Source organism: Pedobacter sp. FW305-3-2-15-E-R2A2, assembly GCF_038446955.1.
Lineage (GTDB): Bacteria > Bacteroidota > Bacteroidia > Sphingobacteriales > Sphingobacteriaceae > Pedobacter.
In genome coordinates this window covers 5,198,823-5,219,638 of record NZ_CP151803.1, presented here as the reverse complement: position 1 = coordinate 5,219,638, position 20,816 = coordinate 5,198,823, and the positions used below count along the sequence as shown (strand labels likewise).

Sequence of the window (20,816 nt, the reverse complement as noted above, 5' to 3'; positions counted from 1 at the left end):
TACACCATGTCTGGATTAAAATTAGTTTTTGTGATTTATACCCTGCAAAAAGGAGGGGCCGAACGCGTGCTGTCTACCTTAGGGAACAGTTTTAGTGAAAGGGCCTATGAGGTGGTGATTGTTTGCATGAACGATGCAGAACAGGGCTATCCGCTGGCAGAAGGAATCAGGGTCATCCCACTCCTTAAAAGAAAATATAAAGAGAATGTTTTTAGAAGACTGATCTATGGGATGCTCACCTATTTTCGGTTACTCGGCGTGTTGCTGAGAGAGAAACCTTATTGCGTCATTTCCTTTATGACGAGCGCTAATCTCTGGACCGGCCTGAGTTGCGGTTTGCTGAAAATACCTTATATCGTGTCTGAAAGAACGACGCCTGACCATACGATTAACCGCTTCAATTTCTTCTTCAAATGGATGTCTTACTTTGTTTACAGTGGATCTAAGGCCGTTGTTGTGCCAGCCAAAGGCATTGAAACCTGTCTGAAAAATAACGGGATCTTTAACCGGCTAACGAATTACAGCATCATCAGAAACCCGGTATATGTGTTCAAATCGAACGAACACCTGATTGTTCACCATCGGAAATTTATCCTCGGCGTTGGGCGCCTTTCTTATGAAAAAGGTTTTGACCAGCTGATTGATGCCTTCAGTAAACTGAGAATCAAAAACATCGACCTGATCATTGTCGGCCAGGGATTGGAAAAACAGAATTTAACGGCGCAGATCAACAGGTTGAATTTGCAGGACAGGGTGATCCTGGCCGGAGCCAAAGATGACCTTCAGGATTATTACAACCAGGCAGAACTGTTTGTCCTGCCTTCCAGAAATGAAGGATATCCCAATGCCCTGATTGAAGCGATGAGTAGCGGATGTCCTTGTATTGCGGTGGACTGTGAGTTCGGGCCTTCGGAGATCATCGAAGACGGGCAGAATGGGATCCTTGTTCCTAAGGGCAATATTCCCGCCATCACAAAAGCAATGTTCAATGTTCTTTTTGATTTAAGCCTTAAAAAGAAACTGGGAAATGAGGCCAGAATGATCGGTCAGACCAATTCCCTGGAAGTCATCTCCGACAAATGGGAAGCGCTTATTCTCAGCCCTGCTTAAGGCAAATCAGCCCTGCTTAGCCCCCCTTCATCTCTAACATACCAATCCTTAGAACCAACAAAAAATTAAAGATTATGAATATTCCATTTTCTCCGCCATTCATCGATCAGGCAGTGATTGATGAAGTATTGGATACCCTCCAGGCCAACTGGATTACATCGGGGCCAAAAGTTAAAGCGCTGGAATCCGAGTTGTTAACGCTGACGGGCACACAGGCTGCAGTTTGCGTCAATTCCTGGACTTCGGGAGCCATTATGATGCTCAAATGGTTTGGTGTTGGGGCGGGAGATGAGGTGATTGTACCTGCCTATACCTATTGTGCTACCGCCTTATCGGTCTTGCATTGTGGCGCAACACCGGTTATGGTAGACATTCTGGACGATTTTACCATAGATCCTGAAATGGTTAGAAAGAAAATCAACATCAGAACCAAAGCCATCATTGCCGTAGATATTGCTGGTTTGCCATGCCATTATGAAGAGTTGAAAGCCCTGGTCAGGGAGCCGGAAGTGAAAGTACAGTTTATGTCCAAAACTGCCAGACAGGCGGGTTTGGGAAGGATCCTGCTGATCGCCGATGCGGCACATTCTATCGGGGCCCTGTACAACGACAAACCTGCGGCACAGCAATGTGATGTGACGATCTTCTCCTTCCATGCAGTGAAAAATATTACGACTGCTGAGGGAGGATGTATTTGTCTCAACCTGCCTGAGCCATTCGATAACCAGGAAGAGTATACCTTCCTGAAATTGTTTTCGATGAATGGCCAGAACAGAGATGCTTTTGCAAAATCGAAGGGTGCAAACTGGCGCTATGACATTCTTTTTAAGGGCTTTAAAATGAATATGCCCGATATCTGTGCGGCAATTGGCCTTGCGCAGATCAGGCAATATGTGAAGACCCTGATGCCACTCCGGAAAATTATCTCCTTAAAATATGGAGATGCTTTTAGGGCCTACGACTGGTTTATTGAACCGGTGATGAAAGCCGAGAACAGGGAAGCTTCTTACCATCTTTTTCCATTGCGCATCAAGGGAATCACTGAGGCCCAGCGGGATCGGGTGATTGATGAGCTCGTGATCCGGGGGATTAATGTGAACGTGCATTTTATTCCCATGCCGATGTTAACGTATTTTAAAAGTCTGGGCTATGCCATCTCAGACTTTCCGAACAGCTATAAGCAGTATGCCGCTGAGATCTCATTGCCGATTTACCCTCAGCTTTCCGATGAGGAGATCAGCTACATCACCAATGCGGTGATTGAATCTGTTCATCTGGTAAAAGGAGTAGAGAAATTGGTAAAGGTTTTATCTTAATGATTTGGGGTCATGGATGCGAAAAGGCTATTCGATATATTTTTTTCCCTGATCGGGATATTTTTCCTCCTGCCGGTATTCTTGCTGGTCGCTGTCTTATTGAAAAGAGAGCATAAAGGGCCTGTTTTTTACAGACAGACCAGAGTCGGACTGAACCAGAAATGTTTTCAACTGATCAAGTTCAGGACGATGTGCCCGGATGCAGATAAGATGGGTTTACTGACGATCGGGGATCATGACGCCAGGATTACCAAGGTAGGTTGCTGGTTAAGAAAACATAAAGTGGATGAACTTCCGCAGTTGCTGAATATTCTGAAAGGGGAGATGAGCTTTGTAGGCCCAAGACCGGAAGTGCTTAAATACGTAGAAATGTACGACAGCAGTCAGCAGCGGGTGCTCAGCGTAAAACCCGGAATCACCGACTGGGCCTCCATTAAGTTCATCAACGAAAGCAGTTTATTGGCTACAGCAGAAGATCCGGAAAGCTTTTATATCCACAATGTGATCCCTTCTAAAATCAGTCAGAATCTGGAATATATCGATCATCATAACCTTTGGATCGATTTTAAGATCATTTCCTATACGCTTAGGAGCATCCTTCTGAAATGAAAATTTTAAAGATTCTGGATTGGCCTTCAAAACAATATTATGGGGAGACCCATCATTTTCACCGATGGAAAAAGCAACTGCTAGGCCATGGGCTGAAGGTAGAATTCCACGTAGATCATCGTGATAAAGGCTTATCTGATGCCGATTATGTACTGATCCATTCCCGGTATTTTGGGGAGGGGTGGCAGAACATCAATAACCGAAATGCCAGGAATGAGGATTTTCTCTTTCGCTTTCTCCTGGCCTTAAGGGGATCTGTAGATCGGCTCATCTGGTTTGATGCTGCAGACTCGACCGGATCATACGATTTTCCTGTGCTTCCTTATGTGGATGTTTTTCTTAAAAAACAGCTGCTGCTGAATCGGGATTATTATGTGAATCCGGAGGGAACGAAAGACATCCGGGTATGGCTAAACTGTTTATCTCCGGAGGCAAGAAAAAGGTTTGAACCTTGTCCGCCGAAGGAACTTCATAAAGTAAGGCTGGGATGGAATATCGGCTTTAATGATTACCGGTATTTCGGCTACAAGATGAGTCGGCTGAGCAATTACCTGAGCTATGATTTATACCCTGTTCGCTTTGCAGATGTCTACCGGCAAAGGCCGTATGACCTGGCTTACCGGGGAACCATTCATGCTGATCATGAAGGTCAGAAGGGCGTTTTTTACCAGAGAAACCATTTGCTTTCTCTTTTCAAAGAGATGAACCTGCAGATGGCAACGGGCGCCAATGTCAGTAAAACAAGGTACTGGAAAGAGCTGAAGGCTTCCAAGCTGAGTGTCAGCCCCTTTGGATGGGGAGAGATCTGTTACCGTGATTTTGAAACTTTTATTTCCGGCGCAGTACTGGTAAAACCGGTCATGAGTCATATAGAAACCTTTCCGGATCTTTTTATTGCGGACGAAACTTATGTTCCGGTGCATTGGAACTTATCCGGATTGGAAGGCCAGTTAACGGAGATCATCAACAACTATAAGTATTACAGAGCGATCGCGAGAAATGGTCAGGAAAGGTATAATGAGGCGATCAATGACGCGGATAAATTCATCAGTTTTTTTAAAGAAAGCATCAATAACACCTGATTGCTATGAAATTAATTGTCACACTGCTCATGATGTTTTACCTGGGAACATTGGCGTTCGGGATTTTCCTGACGGATGTATTCCGGATCCCGGCACCCTTTCTGTTCTGCTTTCCACTGGTATTTTTATTCCGGGAAAAAGGAGCGGCTAAGTTCCAATATGGAAGGGAGCTCATCCTGCTTTGCATCGCCTTATTTTTCTATTATGTGATCGGCCTTTCGGAAGTCAACAGTTTTGCGGCCAACATCCTCTGCATCATGATCTGTGCTTTCTATTTCAATTATTTTGTGGGCAATAGTGAGCGAAGGTTCCAGGTTTCCGTTTGGTTGTTTTATGGTTTATTGCTCCTTTCTTCTATCGTAATGGTCCTCAATCATTATTATGGAGAGATGGATACCTTGAGGGAGCTGATTCTGGGCGATAAGATTTTACAGAGCCCGGCGGGAATTGCGCTTAGTCAGTTTTCTTATGGTTATCAGCTGGCGGCATTGATCCCTTTTGCTTTCATTTGTACCTGTGCTTTCAAAACACCTTTGATCGTCAAAGGAATTGCTTTAGGGGGCTGTCTGCTTTTTGTTTTTCTGGGGATGCAGCGTTCTGTATTTGTCGGATTTGTGGGGGCAACCTTCTTGTTTCTGACGTTGTATTACCGGTTCAGAGCGGTTCTGGTCATTGCGTTGATGATAGTGGTTTGCGGACTGTTGTACAATTATGTACTCAAAGACAACCTGGATTCCTACAATAATATATTAACGAAGAACAACCATAACGATGCGGCATACAACCGTTCCAACCTTGCCGAAGAAAACCTGCGCATCTATACGGATTATCCTTATGGGCTGATTTTTTACGGCAAAAACTGGAGTGATGTGATTTACCGGGATTACGTATTTTCTTCGGGAATTACTTCTCATAATGCTTACCTGATATTTTTCACTTACCTCGGCCCTTTTCTGGGATTGGGTTTGCTGGTGGCGATTTATTATCGGGTGGGAAAGGCTTGTATATATGTCTTTCATCACCTTAGGGAACCGGAAAATGCCATGCTGGCCTGCCTTTGTTTCTCTTTTTTAGGGGTTTCGGTGAATGCGCTCTCGCACAACCCATGGCTCATTAGTGCAGACGGGCCAACAGTTTTTCTCTATTTCAGTATCCTTCATCTGTACCAACGACAAAAAGAAGCTCATGTCTAAGATCATACACATCATCGGTAACCTCGCGAGGGGAGGTGCGGAGCGCTTCGTGATCGACCTTTGTAATGAAATGTCCCGTAAACCGGAACAGGAGATTATCCTCGTTTCGCTCTGCGGAAACGCTAAAGAAGACAGCTTTCTTGGGGAGATAGACGACCGCGTAACTTATGTTTCTTTTGAAAAGAAAAGCGGATTCAGCTGGTCAGTACTGATGAAACTCACGGCCTGGCTAAAGGCTCAGGCACCAGATATTGTACACAGTCATCAAAATAGCAGCGAGTACCTGCTGTTGTATCGCCTGGATAGAAATGATACTATTTTTTTTCATACGATCCATAACCTGGCGGAAGCGGAATGTCCCGGACGAATGTTGAAGCTGTTCCGCAAGCTGTTTTATAAAAGGAATAAGGTGATCCCTGTAACCATCTCCGGCAATTGCAGCAAGTCTTACCGGGAGTATTACGGGTTGAGGAATGATGTGGTGATTGAAAATGCAAGGCCTCCAATGCGGATTACAGAAGAGCGGGAAGAGCTGCTCAGGAAATATAAGGGCCCCGGGGCTGGTTTTCTACTGGTTCATATTGGCCGGATCTCTCCGGAGAAGAACCAGAAGCTCCTGATCGAGGTGGTTCAGAAAATCAATGAAAAGGAGGACAGGCCTTGCCGCTTACTGATCATCGGGGAAGTAAAGGAGGAGAAGTTGTACCAGCGTTTGAAAAAACAGGTGGGAGCTGATGATCATATTGAGTTCCTGGGTGGAAAGAAAAATGTGGGGGATTACCTGAGTATCGCAGATGCCTTCTGCTTGTCGAGCACCTGGGAAGGAATGCCGATCTCCCTGATCGAGGCGATGTCTGTAGGTTGTATTCCTGTATGTACGCCCATCGGGGGGATGAAAGAAATGATCAGTACCGGGGTTACTGGTTTTTTAAGTGAAGATGTCAGTACAGCGGCTTATTATGACGCTTTAAAACAGGCCTTATACAGTTCTGATAAGGCCCTTATAAAGGAGAATTTAAAGAAAGATTATGAAGAGAAATATACCATTGGTATTTCTGCCTGTAAGCATTTAAAAGTGTATGCGATTGCCATGAACTTAATGGAGCATAAAGTTCGGGAACTCTATTGTTGAACCATTCAATACCGAAACAAGATGATGAAATTTACTGATGAAGAATTGATAGTTGTCAAAAAACTGGAAATCTTAAAAAATGAAGCGGGATCACATTCACCTGGCATTTTTACCTTCAGGCAAAAGCTTCCCGAGGTGGAGATTAAAATCGACGCCTGCTTTCTGTCCAACCCTTATGCAACGGATCTGTTTATTGAATATTTCAATAAAGAAATCCTGGAAACCGGAAAGATCAGAGACCTGCTCGAGTGTTATCCCTCTCAGAATAGCGTGATCGCTGAAATTCTGGCGGAGTTCCTCGCGATAAATCCCAAGCAGATTTTTATTGGTAATGGGGCTATTGAGATCATACAGGCCGTGATCCACAACTTTACAGAGAAAAAGATCATGATCAATATCCCTACTTTTTCTTCTTATTACGAGTACGTGAAAGAAGGGGTAGAAGTGATTTACAATGAGCTTTCCAAAGCAGAAGATTACAGCCTGGATGTGGAGCATTACATTGCCAAAGTCAAGTTTCACCGGCCGGATACGATTGTACTCATTAATCCAAATAACCCCAATGGTGCTTACATCAGGGTGGTCGATGTACAGCGCATTCTGGATGAATTGTGGTTTGTAAAGAACATCATCGTAGATGAAAGTTTTATCCATTTTGCTTATGAGAGCAAAAGCTATCAGCTGGTTTCTCTGGCCAGTCTGGTGGAGGAAAACCCAAACCTGATTGTCATTAAGAGCATGTCTAAGGATTTTGGCGTGGCTGGAATCCGGGCAGGTTATGGCATTATGAGGCAGGAATATGTTCAGCAGCTGCTGAACAATGGGTATCTCTGGAATTCCAACGGATTGGCGGAATACTTTTTCAGGTTGTATGCCAGGAGCGACTTTGCGATGAGGTATGATATCCTTCGTGTTAAATACATTGTAGAAACGCTGGAATTTATCAAAGAACTCCGGCAGCTCCCTTACATTAAGGTTTACCCAAGCATGGCGAATTTTGTGCTCATTGAATTGACGAATGGCATTATGGCTTCAGAATTTGTCGCCAAATTATTGATTACCTATGGCATCTATATCCGGACCTGTGATGATAAAATCGGATTGGAAGGGCAGTTCATCAGGCTGGCTTCGCGCTCAAGAGCAGAAAACAACTACATTATCGAAAGCCTGAAATCCTGTCTGGAAATGAACTTTGTTTTAGACCTGATCGATGAAAGGGCTGTTTAAACGGATCTATTACGGCTTTTTTAGCCGTTTATTTAAATGGAAATTCCACAGGATCAAGGCGAGCCTGAAACCCTTGGTTCCTGTTTATCTCGTAGACATAGACAATACGCTTGCGGATACCTGGCCATCACTCCAAGAGCTGGTGTACGATAAAGAGCAAGACAGGTACCGCTCTTTATCGGTATTTCTGGGGATGCGTAAGCTCATTGTCTGCAAGCGAAAAGTGGCAAAAGTGATCTTTATCTCCGCAAGAGGCTTTCTGAGCTACCGGACTACACGGCAATGGCTGCGGTCCTGCGGGTTGGAGGGTTGCGACCTGATCCTGGTCGCCCATGCTGCGGATAAAATGTATTATATCAAAACGTTGATTTCAATGGAACTCCCTGTCGTTTATATTGATGACCTGAGTTATAACCATGAGCATGGCGATATGAAATTGTACGATGAGCTGATTCAGGAAGTAAATGGCCTTCCGCTTACCTATCTGGGCATTAAAGAAATAGAAATAATCAATTCAAACAAAAAAACAGATGAAATCGATCACCAGGATACTCAAAAGACTTGCGAGAATTTTTCAGATTATTGTCAGCATTAAATGGATCCGGTTCTGGAAACTTTACCATTCCAAAAGCGAGATCCTCATCTGGATTCCTAACCTCTCGCTCCTCTATTTCGGATCAGATGCTTTTATCTGGGACATGGCCACAATTGCCGGTCTGGTGGCAGAAAATAAAGAATTCAGAATGGTGACCGGAAAAAGAATCGGCAAGTACCACGATAAGAAGATTTTCTTTTCCATCAATAACAGGTACAATATTTATGGTTTCGACGATTATACCAATATTTTATTACACATTACCCGGCAGCTGGAAATTCAGGGAAATGAGGTTTTTCCAAAACAGTGTGAGACGATTTTCTGGGAAAATAAGACCTATATGCACCAGCGGTTTTATATGGCGAAGGTTCATGAACCGAGGACCAGGATTTTTGATTCCATGAAACACCTGCTGAATGCAAAAATAAAATTCCCCTACCTGATTAAGGCAGAACATTCCTGCTCTGCAGAAGGGGTATTCAAGATTGCCAGCTATGCTGACCTTGCGAGATTGGTCGCCGATCCTGATTTTATCAGAAAGAACAGGCACATCATCGCCCAGGAGCTCATCAATATGAGGAAAGACCTGCGGGTTATTCTGGTGGATGGAGAAATTGTGCTTCATTACTGGCGGATCAATAAAGACAAAGAATGGAAGCCAACCTCGACAAGTTATGGCAGTGAGGTTGATTTTGATTCTTTTCCGGAGCACTGGAGGCAGCACATTATCGATACTTTCCGCTCACTGGAACTGACTACCGGAGCTTTCGACATTACCTGGCAGGACGATGACCTGAGCACAGAGCCTATTTATCTGGAGGTGAGCCCATTTTATCAGCCGAATCCGAAAATGGAAGTCAGGGAAAAGGCCTATGCTTTTTATAAACAACATTTTAGTCTTTTCAATTCCTGGGATGCGAAGTATGTAGACGTTGTTTTCAGGATTAAACAGAAGCAGGTGAAAGCTTACCTATCGGCATCAGCGCTATGAAAGCTCCCAAACGCGTGATTTTACTGACCCCTTCCATGAGTAAAGGGGGCGCAGAAACACAATTGTTAAAGCTGGCTCTTTTTCTGAAATCGGAAGGGGAGCAGGTGCTGATCATTTCGCTGAAACCTATAGATGAATTTAAGGAGGCACTCGAAAAATCAGGACTGGAAGTGGTCTTTTTGAATAGCTGGTCCGGACATTTCATGTCCAATCTCCGGCTGCTCTACGCAAGGGTAAAAGGATTTAAACCGGATGTGCTGATTGCCTTTATGTTTATCGCCATCATTTTTGCCCGTTTGTTGAAAATGAGGCTGAAGTTTAAGCTCATCTCGAGCATCAGAATTTCTGTCCTCCCGGCAAAATGGTTTGTGCCATTTAAAATGACGACGGGATTGGATGATGCGGTGGTCTATAATTCAGCGGCTTCTAAAAGTAATTTTGAAAGCAGGAATCCCCGGTTAAAGCAGGGAATGGTGATTCATAACGGCATTTTTATTCCTGAAGAAGTTTCCCCGGCAGTAGAAAAAGGGGAGGTTTTTAAATGGATTTGTGTGGGGCATTTCAGGTGGAATAAAGATTATCCAACCTTGTTTAAAGCGATCGCACTGATCAAAGACCGGAACTTTAGTGTGGACATTATCGGAGAACTGGGTGGCGTAACCTGGCCCTATCAGATGATTGAAGAGCTGAATATCCAGGAGCGGGTAAACCTGATTGGTTTTAAGCCGGAAGCCTCCGTTTTTCTGAAACAGTCTGATGCTTTTGTACTCTCTTCCTTCTCGGAGGGGATGCCCAATGCCGTGCTGGAGGCGATGGCGCATGCTTTACCGGTGCTGGTCAGTGATATTGACGGGAATAAGGAACTGCTGACTGCTGTGAACTGTGGTTTTTTATTTGAAAAACAAGACGAATACGATTTGGCAGGTAAGCTGCTAAAGGTCATGAATATGACGGAGGCAGAGCGGACAGCACTTGGCGAAAGGGGAAGGCAATACATTGAAGCCCAGTTTTCTGAAGCCGTAGTGATGAAGCAATGGAAAACACTGATTGAAAAAACTGAATCGCGATGTGTGGAATCTTTGGAACATTAAATTATGAACATGCGATCGCGAAGGAACAGATCTTTGAAGGGCTGTTTCACCGCGGACCCGATGAGCAGGGCTGTTTTAACCAGCATCCGGTGAACCTTTACCATACGAGGTTGGCAATTCAGGATTTAACGGCATCGGGGCAGCAACCGATGAAGCATAACGGATTGGTTCTGGTGTTTAACGGAGAGATCTACAACCACATGGAGCTGAGGCAGAAATATAAGCTCAGCGCTGCTTCAAATTCCGATACGCTGACCATCCTGATGTTATTTGAACAGCTGGGAATGAAGATGCTGGAAGAATTTGATGGCATGTTTGCCTTCGCTTTGTACGATACAATAAACCTTAAATTGTACCTGGCCAGGGACAGGGCAGGGAAAAAACCTTTATATATTTATAATAAGGGCAGGAGTTATGTTTTTTCCTCAGAACTCAATGTGCTCTATCGGGTTTGTCGGCCGGAAGTGAATTATGCGGCAATGGCCGATTACCTCTACCTGGGGCATTATTATCGGACAGCAACGCCTTATCACCTCGTAAATGAGTTGGAAAACGGGCAATACATGGTGATCGACGCCTTATCCGGAGCGGCAGAACAGCATTCCTGGTTTAAGATAGAAGATGCCTACCTGAATGACCAGCATTTTAATTATGAAGATTCATTAAGCCAGCTGGACCAGCATTTAAAAACGGCAGTGAAACGCAGAATAGAAAGTGCGGATCTGGATGTAGGTTCCTTTTTAAGCGGGGGGATTGACAGTGGACTGGTCACCGCGATGGCTGCGCAGCAGCAATCCAAGCTAAAGACCTTTACCGTAAAAGTAGCGGGTTCATTTGATGAATCGCAACTTGCAGAAAAGGTGGCCAGAAAGTACGATACGGAGCATACTGTGGTGGAGATTGATTTTGCCGATCTGGCAAATGATATCGAAAAGATCATTTCAAATCACGGGGAACCAAATTCCGACAATTCGGCAATTCCCAGCTACTATGTGGCCAAAGAGGCTAAGAAATACATCACGGTAGTCCTGAATGGAGATGGGGCGGATGAGTTATTTGGAGGGTATAGAAGGTATGTTCCTTTTAAACACCTGGATTTTTTTAACCCCAGTCAGTTTACAAAAATCAGTTCCGGAATTTTGACTAAAATCCTGCCGATAGCCAATCAGAAACAGAGCCTTTATACCTATGGTTACCGGCTGTTGAAATTTGCAAGCTACGCGGATCTGGTCAAGATTTATTGTTCGGCTTCTTCAGATTTATTTGTTGGTTTTGAAGATGTCTTTATTGAAAAACCTCAGATGCTGGCGATTTCTGCAGATTTGGAGCGGTATAACAGTTATTCGATATCACCCTTAAAGAAGATTTTGCTGATGGATTTTGAGTCCATGTTGTTTAGCCGCTTATTGCCAAAAATGGACATTGCGACGATGGCACATTCCATTGAAGGGAGAAGTCCCTTTCTGGCAAAGGAAATCCTTGACTTTGCGCCCGGCTTGCCGGATCATTATAAGATCAGAAACATTCAAACCAAATCTATCCTGAGAGACCTGGGCCGGAAATACCTTCCGGCAGAATTGATCGACCAGCCGAAAAGAGGTTTTGAAATACCCTTGCAAAAATGGGTAGACCATGAGCTCCGGGAAGTGATGGAGCAGTACCTGCTGGCAGCAGATGCTCTATATCCTAAAATTATCAGGAAAGCTTTCATTGAACAGCTGATGGCCAGACAGGTTAGCATTTCCGATGAAAGAAGGGCTAAAATTCTCTTTTGTGTGTTCAGTCTGGAAGTATGGCATAAAAGCCTGTCGTCCTGAATTACTTAATCTATAATTTAAAGCGATCGTTATGAAAGTATTGGTTACCGGTACAGCCGGTTTTATTGGATTCCACCTCGCGAAATTCCTGTTGGAACGAGGTGATGAGGTGGTCGGAATAGACAGTATTAATGATTACTATGATGTCAACCTCAAGTACAGGCGGCTGGAGGAAACAGGTATCATGAAGGCCGATCTGGTATACGGTAAGGAGCTGAGGAGTACTAAGTATCCCAATTATCAGTTTGTGAAGCTGGACATTACAGACCATGGTAAGTTAAAGAAAGTATTTAAAAACTGCCATTTTGATGTCGTATGTAACCTGGCTGCACAGGCAGGGGTGCGGTATAGTTTGAGCAATCCAAGGGCTTATCTGGAATCCAACATCACCGGCTTCCTGAACATTTTGGAATGTTGCAGAACGCACCATACCAAACACCTCGTGTACGCCAGCTCCTCCAGTGTTTACGGGCTGAATAAGGAAATGCCTTTTTCCCCGACTCAACATGCCGATCATCCGGTATCTCTATACGCTGCGTCCAAAAAAAGCAATGAGCTGATGGCCCATGCCTACAGTCATTTGTTTGGGATTCCAACAACCGGACTGAGGTTCTTTACCGTCTACGGGCCATGGGGAAGACCAGATATGGCGCTGTTCCTGTTCACGAAAGCCATTCTTGAGAATAAAAATATTGAAGTGTTTAACAATGGAATGATGAAACGTGATTTTACCTATATTGACGACATTGTAGATGGGATTGTCCGGGTGATTGACCATCCCGCAGAAAGCAATCCGGAATGGAATGAATTCAAACCAAACCCTGCCAGTTCAAAAGTACCTTACCGCGTGTTTAATATCGGTAGGGGGCAATCGGTAGACCTGATGGAATTTATTGCAGAGATTGAAAAAAATCTGGGAAAGGTGGCACATAAACACTACCTGCCGATGCAAAACGGAGATGTCGTAAAAACCTGGGCAGACATCTCAGCGATGAAAAAAATGATGGGTTATCATCCCCGGGTTTCTGTGGCAGAGGGGGTGCGGAATTTTGTGAATTGGTATAAAGATTTTTACCTGGTAACAGAAAATATACAATTGCAGTTGGAACCTGCCGGATATCATTGATAAATCTTAGTAAAAGTATACAAATAAATGTTTGTATTTTCAAATTTTTGATAGGATAAATTGGAGTTTAGGAATTTTGCGTTTCATTTATGACATAAAAATTACAATAAATTGCTGATTTGTCTTATTGATTCCACCTGATTTATCAGGTAAAATAAATTAATCTGACTTTTTTACAATAAATATTAAATCTTTAGGCAGAAAGTATATTAATCATTTTTTACTTCTGCTAACCCTGATTTTCATTTGATTAACTTGTGGAATATTCCACTTTTTAATTGAATAATAAACTGGTTTTAGGAATTAAATCCGTCAGAACCACTTTTTTTATAAGGTGGTGGTTTTGGGCTTTTCTTACTGAAAATCAGTGCTTTTCCATAATTGTTTTGGTGTATAAGGTGATGTATTTTCGCGTTACCATTGTGTACTTTTAACAACAAGAAATGGAAAGAAAAAACAATGCAACAAATCGACTGCCCATGAGCCTTCTGCTACTGCTGGTTTTATTAACTTTTAGTAAATGTAAAAAAGGTTCGGATGTGGCAAACCCTGAAAACCCAGCTGATCTTACTGAAGCCGCCCTGTTTAGCGGAAGCAGCATTACCGGAATTAAAACAATCGACGCTACAAAAGCGAGCAGTGACGGCGGGTTTTCCTACAAAGTGATTAATATTGCCGGAACAAGTGACTCGGGGAATAGCCCTTCGGTCTCTACGCTTAAGCTATTTGAAAATGGAAAAGAGCTTGGTCCCGGGCATGCAATGCACGCGGACATCAGAAGCAAAGGAAAAGGTCTTTTTAGCCATTGGGTAGGCGGCTTGTATTTCTCCGCCTCTGACAACACCGATCCAAGGACCAATGGAAGAACCTATACGTATAGTCTGGATGGCAGTACTGCCGGGTCAATTCTTCCTCCGGTAACGCCACCGGCAACAGTACAACCGGTTCCGACCTCATCTGCTATTGGCTTTGCCTCAGTGGACGGTAAAACTACCGGTGGTATCGGTGGACAAACAGTGACCGTGACGAGCCTGTCTGCCTTGAAGACTGCAGTAGAATCAAGCGCTGCCATGATCATCATGGTGTCCGGAAAAATTACGGGAACCGGATACCTGAATGTAAAATCCAATAAGAGCATTATCGGATTGACCGGATCGAGTCTGGAAGGCGTTGGTTTGATGATGTACGGTAGCAGCAACGTCATTGTTCAGAACATGACCATCAGAAATGTGGTGACTTATTCTAACATCATCATTAAAGAAGGTGCACACCACATCTGGATTGACCACTGTGACTTGTCGTCCGACAGGAACCACGGCTGGGAGTATTACGATGGATTACTGGACGTAGGGAAAAGAGCAGACTATGTGACCCTTTCCTGGAACAGGTTGCACGACAGTCACATTCCAATGCTGATTGGCTTTGGTGATGAGAATACGGACGATATCGGCCACCTTCGTGTAACGGTAAACAACAACTATTTTTACAACGTTTCTGAACGTCAGCCAAGTACAAGATTTGGTTACATACACGTTTTTAACAACTACCTGCAAAATGGCAGCGGTTATGGAATCGGGGTAACTATGGGCGCTACCGTAAGAACTGATAACAACTATTTTGAGAACCAGGCGATTCCAATTTTCACGGAATACAATGCCAAGCCGGGTTATGTGAGTGGCGCAGCGACCAATATTTACGCCAACAGTAAGGCAAACAGGATCTCTACAGCGGCATCAACATGGGTGCCAGCCTATGAGTACAAATCTGTATTGATTGCTGCGGCAAATGTTCCTGCAGTCGTATCTGCCGGAGCAGGTGCCACATTAAAACGCTAAAACTTCTTTGATCACAAGCCGTAGGGGCATCCCGGGCTTTGGTTTTAAAATATTGAGGGGGCAGGTCTGACAGGTTATTTGTCGGGCTGCCCCTTAAATATACCCCTTATTTCCCGCTGATTCGGCAAAAGATTTTATCCCATAAAATTAAATAATGATGGTAACGGAAAGGAAGAAAATATTGATCTCCTGCGATTCCCCGCGCTCGCTGCTGGATTTCAGGGGAAAGTTGATGGAAGCATTGGTAGAAAAGCATGAGGTGATGGTGTTCAGTCCGCAGATAGAACAACAAAGCATCAGTCATCGGCTGATGGAAATGGGGGTAACCGTCTATGAGAATGAACTCAATCCGAGTAATGTCTCCATAGGCTCAGACCTGAAATATCTTCTTGCCTTGCGCAAAGTAATCCGGATGGTTAAACCGGATGTCTTCTTTCCTTATACCTTTAAACCGGTGATCTATGGTTGTTTTGTGGCCAGGTATTGCCGTGTGAAGCTCATCACACCGATGCTGACTGGCCTGGGGTATAATTTCCTGAACATAGGCCCCAGAACATGGGTGCAAAAAGTAACAAGAATACTCCTTAAATTAAGTTTAAGGGCGACTAAAAGGTTGCACATTATCTTCCAGAATCAGGACGATTATGAGCTCCTGATCCGCGAGCATATCCTCAGCAAAAAGAACAAGGTTACTGTGGTCAATGGTTCAGGGGTGGATTTGTCCAGTTATGAATATTCGCAGCCAAATGTACAGCACATTAATTTTTTAATGATTTCCCGCCTCATCAATGCAAAGGGAATTAAGGAATATTATGAGGCTGCAAAAATAATCAAGGGTAAGTTTCCGGAGGTTGATTTTACGCTGATCGGGGCTTACGATGATAATATCGATGCCATAAGCGATGATTTATATGCAAAAATAAGATCCGATGGGACGATTCAGTATTTAGGATTACGGGAAGATGTACGTCCTTATATCAGGGAATCTTCCGTTGTTGTGCTGCCTTCCTATTATGGAGAAGGGGTTCCAAGATGCCTTTTGGAGGGGATGGCAATGGGCCGGGCCCTGATTACCTGCAACTCTGTGGGCTGTCGGGAAACGATTAACCCCTTGCTGAGGAAAGCAAACGGATTTCTGGTTCCGGTGAAGGATGCGCCGCAACTGGCCTCGAAAATGGAGTACTATATCAGACATACCGATGATGTTACCCGCTTTGGGAACAATGGAAGGAAATATGCCGTCGAAAAATTTGATGTCAATAAGGTAAATGAAATGATGATTCGTGTACTTGAAGGTCAAGACTAACCCAAAAAATCCATGCAATATCAAAGTTTTGTGATCCGGGAAAAGCCGGAATGGGATGCCTATGTAAAACGTTCCTGTAATTATGAAGTGTACCATACCTGGTATTATCATTCACTGAACAGGGAAGGAGAACCCCTTCTTTTTGTTTATAAAGAAGCAGGTTTTTTTATCGCTTTCCCAATGATCAAAAGAAGGATCGCCAATTCCTCTTTTTATGACCTGACCTCGGTTTATGGTTACGCTGGTCCGGTGTCGGACACTGATTTCAGCGCGATTACGGAGCGTTCTTTACAGTCTTTTAAAGAAGAATTCTGCCGCTTTCTGACTGCCGAACGTTGCGTTACTGTCTTTACCCGCTTGTATCCTTTTTTAGCGCAGCAATATCTGCTCGAAAGCCTTGGCGGAGTTTCCTCAAACGGAAGTACCATTTATATGGATTTATCCATCACTGAAGAAGAACAACGCGCCAGATATGAGAAGCGTTTAAAGCGGCAGGTCAAGAAACTCAGAGCATCCAATTACCTCATCAAAGATGCGCGAAGCGCAGAGGAGATCCGTTCATTCACCGAGATATACCATAAAAATATGGACCGGTTAAACGCCGGTAAGAGTTATTATTTTGATGAGGCCTATTTTACCGGCCTGCTGAATCCCGGGGAATTCAGCAACCGGCTGATCCTCATCTATGATGGACCGGAGCTGATTTGCGGCGCATTGCTGCTGATCTCTGAGCATGTGGTCCGAAATCACTTATCTGCGACTTCAGAAAAATACCTTAATGTATCCCCAAGCAAATTACTCACAGATGAAATCAGTATGATTGGCCGGAGATTAGGAAAAAAAATATTTCACCTTGGTGGGGGCGTAGGGGGCAAAGAAGATTCTTTATTTCAGTTCAAACGCCATTTTTCCGATTTACAGATTGCAGACCGGATCTGGTGTTATATCAATGACCAGGAGGTCTATCAGGAACTCGTACTTCAACGCGGAGCAGAGATCAGTCCTGAATCTACTTTCTTCCCTGCCTACAGACAGTAGCCTGCCTTTAAAACAAATTAATCATGCAAAATATATTGGACTATTCCATTACTGATCTCGCCTTGTTTGATGAGGTCATCGAAAAATATGGCTGGATTATTTATGAAAATGCTTTAGATCCGCAGTTTGTGGAGGACATTAAGCAATCCCTTCAACCGGCCTACGAATTCAGGAGAAAAATACAAGTGAATAACGGGATTGGGGAAAGCACCGACGGAACGCTCCATCATCTGGTAGAAAAAGACCTGTTTTCTCTGAAATTTCTCGAACAGAAGTTTGGGGACGAACAAATCCGGCATTTCCTTGGCGGGCAGTACATTCTCAATTCTTTAGGAGCGGTTATCAATTTGAAAAACAGTCAGACTTATGTTCAGAACATCCATCGGGACATCAGGACCTTTACCGGTTCTTACCGGCTGATGGTTCAAATGATGGTACTGCTTGACGATTTTACCCTGGAAAACGGAGCGACTTATTTCCTTTCAGGGTCGCATAAATCTGATGAAAAACCTGAGGCTTCCCGTTTTTACGAACAGGCAGACCGGGCCCTTGCAAAAAAAGGCAGCATCGTTTTATTCGATGCGAACCTATGGCATGCTGCGGGTAAAAACAATACCGATGCACCAAGAAGGGCGCTGACCATGGCTTTTACGAAACCTTTTATGAAGCAGCAAATGGATTACCCAAGATTTCTGGGCTATGATTTCGGAGCGGGTTTAAGCGAGAACCTGCGGCAGGTGATTGGTTATAATTCAAGGGTTCCTGCTGATTTCGAGGAGTATTATCAGCCCGTTGAGAAAAGAATGTATCAAAGAGGACAGGAGTAATTCACAAATCAAACTGCATAAAATGAGATCACTTGGCGGATATTTGGAGCTGCAACTGTCCAGAGGAGAAGAATTTTATCCTTCCCTGTTAAAATTAAATACGGGCAGAAATGCCTTTGAATATATCTTAAAGGTAAAGCGGTACCGATTGGTTCATGTCCCTTATTATACCTGTGAGGTCATGCTGGAACCACTTAAAAGGCTGGGCATTCCATTTCAGTATTATACCATTGATGAGCATATGGATCCGGTACTGGATTTTGAGGTTGGTCCTGAGGAATGTCTGTTGTATACGAATTACTTTGGCCTGAAACAGGAAACGGTGGGTCGGTTGAGCGCTGTGTTTCAAAACCTGATCATCGACAATTCTCAGGCCTTTTTCGCAGCACCACTGGAGGGCCCGGATACTTTTTATTCCTGCAGAAAGTTTTTCGGTGTTCCGGATGGTGCCTATCTCCAAACGAATAGCCCGCTGCGCCTGAAGATGGAGAAAGATGTTTCTTTTGAAAGGTTTTCTCATCTGATCAAGAGCATTGATCTCGGAATCGAAATGGGATATGAAGATTTTGTCAATAATAATGTGCTGCTGTCAAACAATCCGATGAGAAGGATGTCTTCCTTATCGCAGAAAATCTTGTCTGGCATAGATTATAAAGTTTGCAGATACCGGCGGAATTCCAATTTTATGTACCTCCATGATTTTCTGGAGGCGCACAATGATTATGCTTTTGATGCCTCGCTGATTAATGGACCAATGGTATACCCACTGCTGACTTCCTCCCTGAGCCTCAAAAAAAAATTACTGGATAAACACATCTATGTCGCTACTTATTGGCCAAACGTCCTGGAATGGACCACAAAAATGATGTATGAGCATTACCTGACCAGCCATCTGATTGCATTGCCCATAGACCATCGTTATACCCACGCAGATATGAAGCGAATCCTAAACGTATTAAAAACTGTATTATGAAAGCACCCGTCTTTTTAAGACCTCTGGTCATAGCCGACGCGATGACCTCGTTCCAATGGCGGAACAATCCGGAGGTATGGAAATTTACTCCTTTCAGGCCCAGCGCTCCAATTACTGCGGAGATGGAGACCAAATGGTTAAGTGAGATCCTGCTGCGGGAGGATCAGAAAAGATTTGCGATTTGCCTGACTGACACAGAAAGGTATATTGGCAATGTTCAGCTGATCAATATCGCAGATGGAGTGGCCGAATTTCACCTTTTTATTGCGGAAATGGACTGCTGGGGAAAGGGAATTGGCAGTCAGGCGACGTCATTGATCCTTGACTATGGCTTTAATACCCTTCATCTGGATAAGATCCTGCTGGATGTAAACCCGGAAAACTCCGGCGCAGTTGCCATTTACAAGAAACTGGGTTTTAAAGAGACTGGGCATGAAGAGGGGTTTATCCGGATGGAATTGCACAGAAATGAGGATAAGCCGGCAGCGGAGGGGAGCTCTTATACCATTACTCTGGCGGAGGAAGCGAAATGGAAAAGTTTGGTTAAGCAGGCTTTAAAATATGATTTCTACCATTCCTGGACGTATCATTCATTGGACAACAGTGCCGGAAAGGCAGTCCTGTTCGTCTATGAAGAGGGGGCTGATTTTATAGGCATTCCGTTGATAAAAAGAAATATACCGGATGCTGCATACCATGATATGAGTTCTGTTTATGGGTATTGCGGTCCGATTTCGAACCGGGATTTTAAGAATTTAACTGCTGAATTTATCGCAGGTTTTAAGCGTTCTTTTTTGGATTTTCTAAAGGAGGAACAGGTCGTAACCGTCTTTTCAAGGTTAAATCCTTTTCTTGACCAGTCGGCATTGGTGGAATGTTTTGGAGGCCTGGCCGACAATGGAAAGGTGGTGGTGTTTGACCTCAGTCTTTCTTTGGAAGTACAGCAGCAGAACTATCATGGAGGAGTAATGAGGAAGATCAGGAAACTAAGGGAAAAGGGATATTATGTAAAGGAGGCCAATACCGACGAAGACATCCGAAATTTCGTCTCGATATACACCTTAAATATGCTTCGGGTAGATGCTTCAGAAACGTATTATTTTGATGAAGCCTATTTCAAACTCTTGCTTCATACAGATGAATTTGATGCCCGGCTGATCTTTGTGTATGATAAGGATGATTATCCGGTCTGCGGTGCCGTTATAGTCTTGACAAACGGAATCATGCAGGCACATTTATTAGGCACAAGAGCTGCTTATCTCGCCGATTCTCCGGCAAAACTGTTAACAGAAGAGATCACCATTCTCGGCCGGAAGCTGGGGGCAAGATATTATAATTTAGGCGGCGGACTCGGGTTTAAAGAAGATTCTTTATTTCTGTGGAAGACCAATTTTTCCAGCCTGACATTTGACTACCAAACCTGGCGTTTTGTGGCCGACCAGGAGGCTTACACCGCATTGATACTTCAGCAGGAGATTGAGCCTCAAACCGAAGTTGATTTTTTTCCGCTATACCGCTTGCAGGCGCATAAGGTATAGGGCTGTTTAA

18 protein-coding genes are annotated in these 20,816 nt (G+C 43.9%); all 18 read left to right on the top strand.

The window, feature by feature from the left end; translation table 11 throughout:
- The first annotated feature begins 6 nt into the window (after positions 1–6).
- Positions 7–1,110, top strand: coding sequence for a glycosyltransferase (locus AAFF35_RS21070; RefSeq protein WP_342328509.1), 1,104 nt, complete (start codon positions 7–9; stop codon positions 1,108–1,110).
- Between the two features lie 74 nt (positions 1,111–1,184).
- A complete protein-coding gene (locus AAFF35_RS21065; RefSeq protein ID WP_342328508.1) occupies positions 1,185–2,426 on the top strand; it encodes a DegT/DnrJ/EryC1/StrS family aminotransferase in 1,242 nt (413 codons plus the stop codon).
- A 12-nt stretch (positions 2,427–2,438) separates the two neighbouring features.
- On the top strand, positions 2,439–3,035 hold the full coding sequence (locus tag AAFF35_RS21060; protein WP_342328507.1) for a sugar transferase: 597 nt from the start codon (positions 2,439–2,441) through the stop codon (positions 3,033–3,035).
- Positions 3,032–4,117, top strand: coding sequence for a glycosyltransferase family 1 protein (locus AAFF35_RS21055; protein WP_342328506.1), 1,086 nt, complete (start codon positions 3,032–3,034; stop codon positions 4,115–4,117). Before AAFF35_RS21060 ends, AAFF35_RS21055 begins: the two co-directional genes overlap by 4 nt.
- 5 nt (positions 4,118–4,122) lie before the next feature.
- Positions 4,123–5,310 (top strand): hypothetical protein, encoded by a 1,188-nt coding sequence (locus tag AAFF35_RS21050; protein WP_342328505.1) that lies wholly within the window; start codon positions 4,123–4,125, stop codon positions 5,308–5,310.
- A complete protein-coding gene (locus AAFF35_RS21045; RefSeq protein WP_342328504.1) occupies positions 5,303–6,442 on the top strand; it encodes a glycosyltransferase in 1,140 nt (379 codons plus the stop codon). Before AAFF35_RS21050 ends, AAFF35_RS21045 begins: the two co-directional genes overlap by 8 nt.
- 21 nt (positions 6,443–6,463) lie before the next feature.
- Complete coding sequence (locus AAFF35_RS21040; protein WP_342328503.1) at positions 6,464–7,669, top strand: histidinol-phosphate transaminase; 1,206 nt, start codon at positions 6,464–6,466, stop codon at positions 7,667–7,669.
- A complete protein-coding gene (locus tag AAFF35_RS21035; RefSeq protein ID WP_342328502.1) occupies positions 7,653–8,264 on the top strand; it encodes a hypothetical protein in 612 nt (203 codons plus the stop codon). Before AAFF35_RS21040 ends, AAFF35_RS21035 begins: the two co-directional genes overlap by 17 nt.
- Positions 8,200–9,255: a hypothetical protein gene (locus AAFF35_RS21030; RefSeq protein WP_342328501.1), complete on the top strand. Its 1,056-nt coding sequence runs from the start codon at positions 8,200–8,202 to the stop codon at positions 9,253–9,255. The genes AAFF35_RS21035 and AAFF35_RS21030 overlap by 65 nt, the downstream gene beginning before the upstream one ends.
- Positions 9,252–10,346 (top strand): glycosyltransferase, encoded by a 1,095-nt coding sequence (locus tag AAFF35_RS21025; protein WP_342328500.1) that lies wholly within the window; start codon positions 9,252–9,254, stop codon positions 10,344–10,346. The genes AAFF35_RS21030 and AAFF35_RS21025 overlap by 4 nt, the downstream gene beginning before the upstream one ends.
- Positions 10,322–12,163 (top strand): asparagine synthase (glutamine-hydrolyzing), encoded by a 1,842-nt coding sequence (gene asnB, locus AAFF35_RS21020; protein ID WP_342328499.1) that lies wholly within the window; start codon positions 10,322–10,324, stop codon positions 12,161–12,163. Before AAFF35_RS21025 ends, asnB begins: the two co-directional genes overlap by 25 nt.
- A gap of 31 nt (positions 12,164–12,194) precedes the next feature.
- Entirely contained in the window at positions 12,195–13,289 is a 1,095-nt protein-coding gene (locus AAFF35_RS21015; RefSeq protein WP_342328498.1) for an NAD-dependent epimerase, read from the top strand.
- Between the two features lie 479 nt (positions 13,290–13,768).
- A complete protein-coding gene (locus tag AAFF35_RS21010; RefSeq protein WP_342328497.1) occupies positions 13,769–15,124 on the top strand; it encodes a pectate lyase in 1,356 nt (451 codons plus the stop codon).
- A 154-nt stretch (positions 15,125–15,278) separates the two neighbouring features.
- Complete coding sequence (locus AAFF35_RS21005) at positions 15,279–16,430, top strand: glycosyltransferase family 4 protein (RefSeq protein WP_342328496.1); 1,152 nt, start codon at positions 15,279–15,281, stop codon at positions 16,428–16,430.
- Between the two features lie 12 nt (positions 16,431–16,442).
- On the top strand, positions 16,443–17,468 hold the full coding sequence (locus AAFF35_RS21000) for a GNAT family N-acetyltransferase (RefSeq protein WP_342328495.1): 1,026 nt from the start codon (positions 16,443–16,445) through the stop codon (positions 17,466–17,468).
- A gap of 23 nt (positions 17,469–17,491) precedes the next feature.
- Entirely contained in the window at positions 17,492–18,295 is an 804-nt protein-coding gene (locus tag AAFF35_RS20995) for a phytanoyl-CoA dioxygenase family protein (RefSeq protein ID WP_342328494.1), read from the top strand.
- A gap of 22 nt (positions 18,296–18,317) precedes the next feature.
- Complete coding sequence (locus AAFF35_RS20990) at positions 18,318–19,268, top strand: hypothetical protein (protein WP_342328493.1); 951 nt, start codon at positions 18,318–18,320, stop codon at positions 19,266–19,268.
- Positions 19,265–20,806 (top strand): GNAT family N-acetyltransferase, encoded by a 1,542-nt coding sequence (locus AAFF35_RS20985; protein WP_342328492.1) that lies wholly within the window; start codon positions 19,265–19,267, stop codon positions 20,804–20,806. Before AAFF35_RS20990 ends, AAFF35_RS20985 begins: the two co-directional genes overlap by 4 nt.
- Positions 20,807–20,816: the final 10 nt, after the last annotated feature.

What these genes read in the sequence shown, in the direction of transcription:
- AAFF35_RS21070 (WP_342328509.1), top strand. Translation starts at nt 7, where the DNA reads ATGTCTGGATTAAAATTAGTTTTTGTGATTTATACCCTGCAAAAAGGA.
- AAFF35_RS21065 (WP_342328508.1), top strand. Translation starts at nt 1,185, where the DNA reads ATGAATATTCCATTTTCTCCGCCATTCATCGATCAGGCAGTGATTGAT.
- AAFF35_RS21060 (WP_342328507.1), top strand. Translation starts at nt 2,439, where the DNA reads ATGGATGCGAAAAGGCTATTCGATATATTTTTTTCCCTGATCGGGATA.
- AAFF35_RS21055 (WP_342328506.1), top strand. Translation starts at nt 3,032, where the DNA reads ATGAAAATTTTAAAGATTCTGGATTGGCCTTCAAAACAATATTATGGG.
- AAFF35_RS21050 (WP_342328505.1), top strand. Translation starts at nt 4,123, where the DNA reads ATGAAATTAATTGTCACACTGCTCATGATGTTTTACCTGGGAACATTG.
- AAFF35_RS21045 (WP_342328504.1), top strand. Translation starts at nt 5,303, where the DNA reads ATGTCTAAGATCATACACATCATCGGTAACCTCGCGAGGGGAGGTGCG.
- AAFF35_RS21040 (WP_342328503.1), top strand. Translation starts at nt 6,464, where the DNA reads ATGATGAAATTTACTGATGAAGAATTGATAGTTGTCAAAAAACTGGAA.
- AAFF35_RS21035 (WP_342328502.1), top strand. Translation starts at nt 7,653, where the DNA reads ATGAAAGGGCTGTTTAAACGGATCTATTACGGCTTTTTTAGCCGTTTA.
- AAFF35_RS21030 (WP_342328501.1), top strand. Translation starts at nt 8,200, where the DNA reads ATGAAATCGATCACCAGGATACTCAAAAGACTTGCGAGAATTTTTCAG.
- AAFF35_RS21025 (WP_342328500.1), top strand. Translation starts at nt 9,252, where the DNA reads ATGAAAGCTCCCAAACGCGTGATTTTACTGACCCCTTCCATGAGTAAA.
- asnB (WP_342328499.1), top strand. Translation starts at nt 10,322, where the DNA reads ATGTGTGGAATCTTTGGAACATTAAATTATGAACATGCGATCGCGAAG.
- AAFF35_RS21015 (WP_342328498.1), top strand. Translation starts at nt 12,195, where the DNA reads ATGAAAGTATTGGTTACCGGTACAGCCGGTTTTATTGGATTCCACCTC.
- AAFF35_RS21010 (WP_342328497.1), top strand. Translation starts at nt 13,769, where the DNA reads ATGAGCCTTCTGCTACTGCTGGTTTTATTAACTTTTAGTAAATGTAAA.
- AAFF35_RS21005 (WP_342328496.1), top strand. Translation starts at nt 15,279, where the DNA reads ATGATGGTAACGGAAAGGAAGAAAATATTGATCTCCTGCGATTCCCCG.
- AAFF35_RS21000 (WP_342328495.1), top strand. Translation starts at nt 16,443, where the DNA reads ATGCAATATCAAAGTTTTGTGATCCGGGAAAAGCCGGAATGGGATGCC.
- AAFF35_RS20995 (WP_342328494.1), top strand. Translation starts at nt 17,492, where the DNA reads ATGCAAAATATATTGGACTATTCCATTACTGATCTCGCCTTGTTTGAT.
- AAFF35_RS20990 (WP_342328493.1), top strand. Translation starts at nt 18,318, where the DNA reads ATGAGATCACTTGGCGGATATTTGGAGCTGCAACTGTCCAGAGGAGAA.
- AAFF35_RS20985 (WP_342328492.1), top strand. Translation starts at nt 19,265, where the DNA reads ATGAAAGCACCCGTCTTTTTAAGACCTCTGGTCATAGCCGACGCGATG.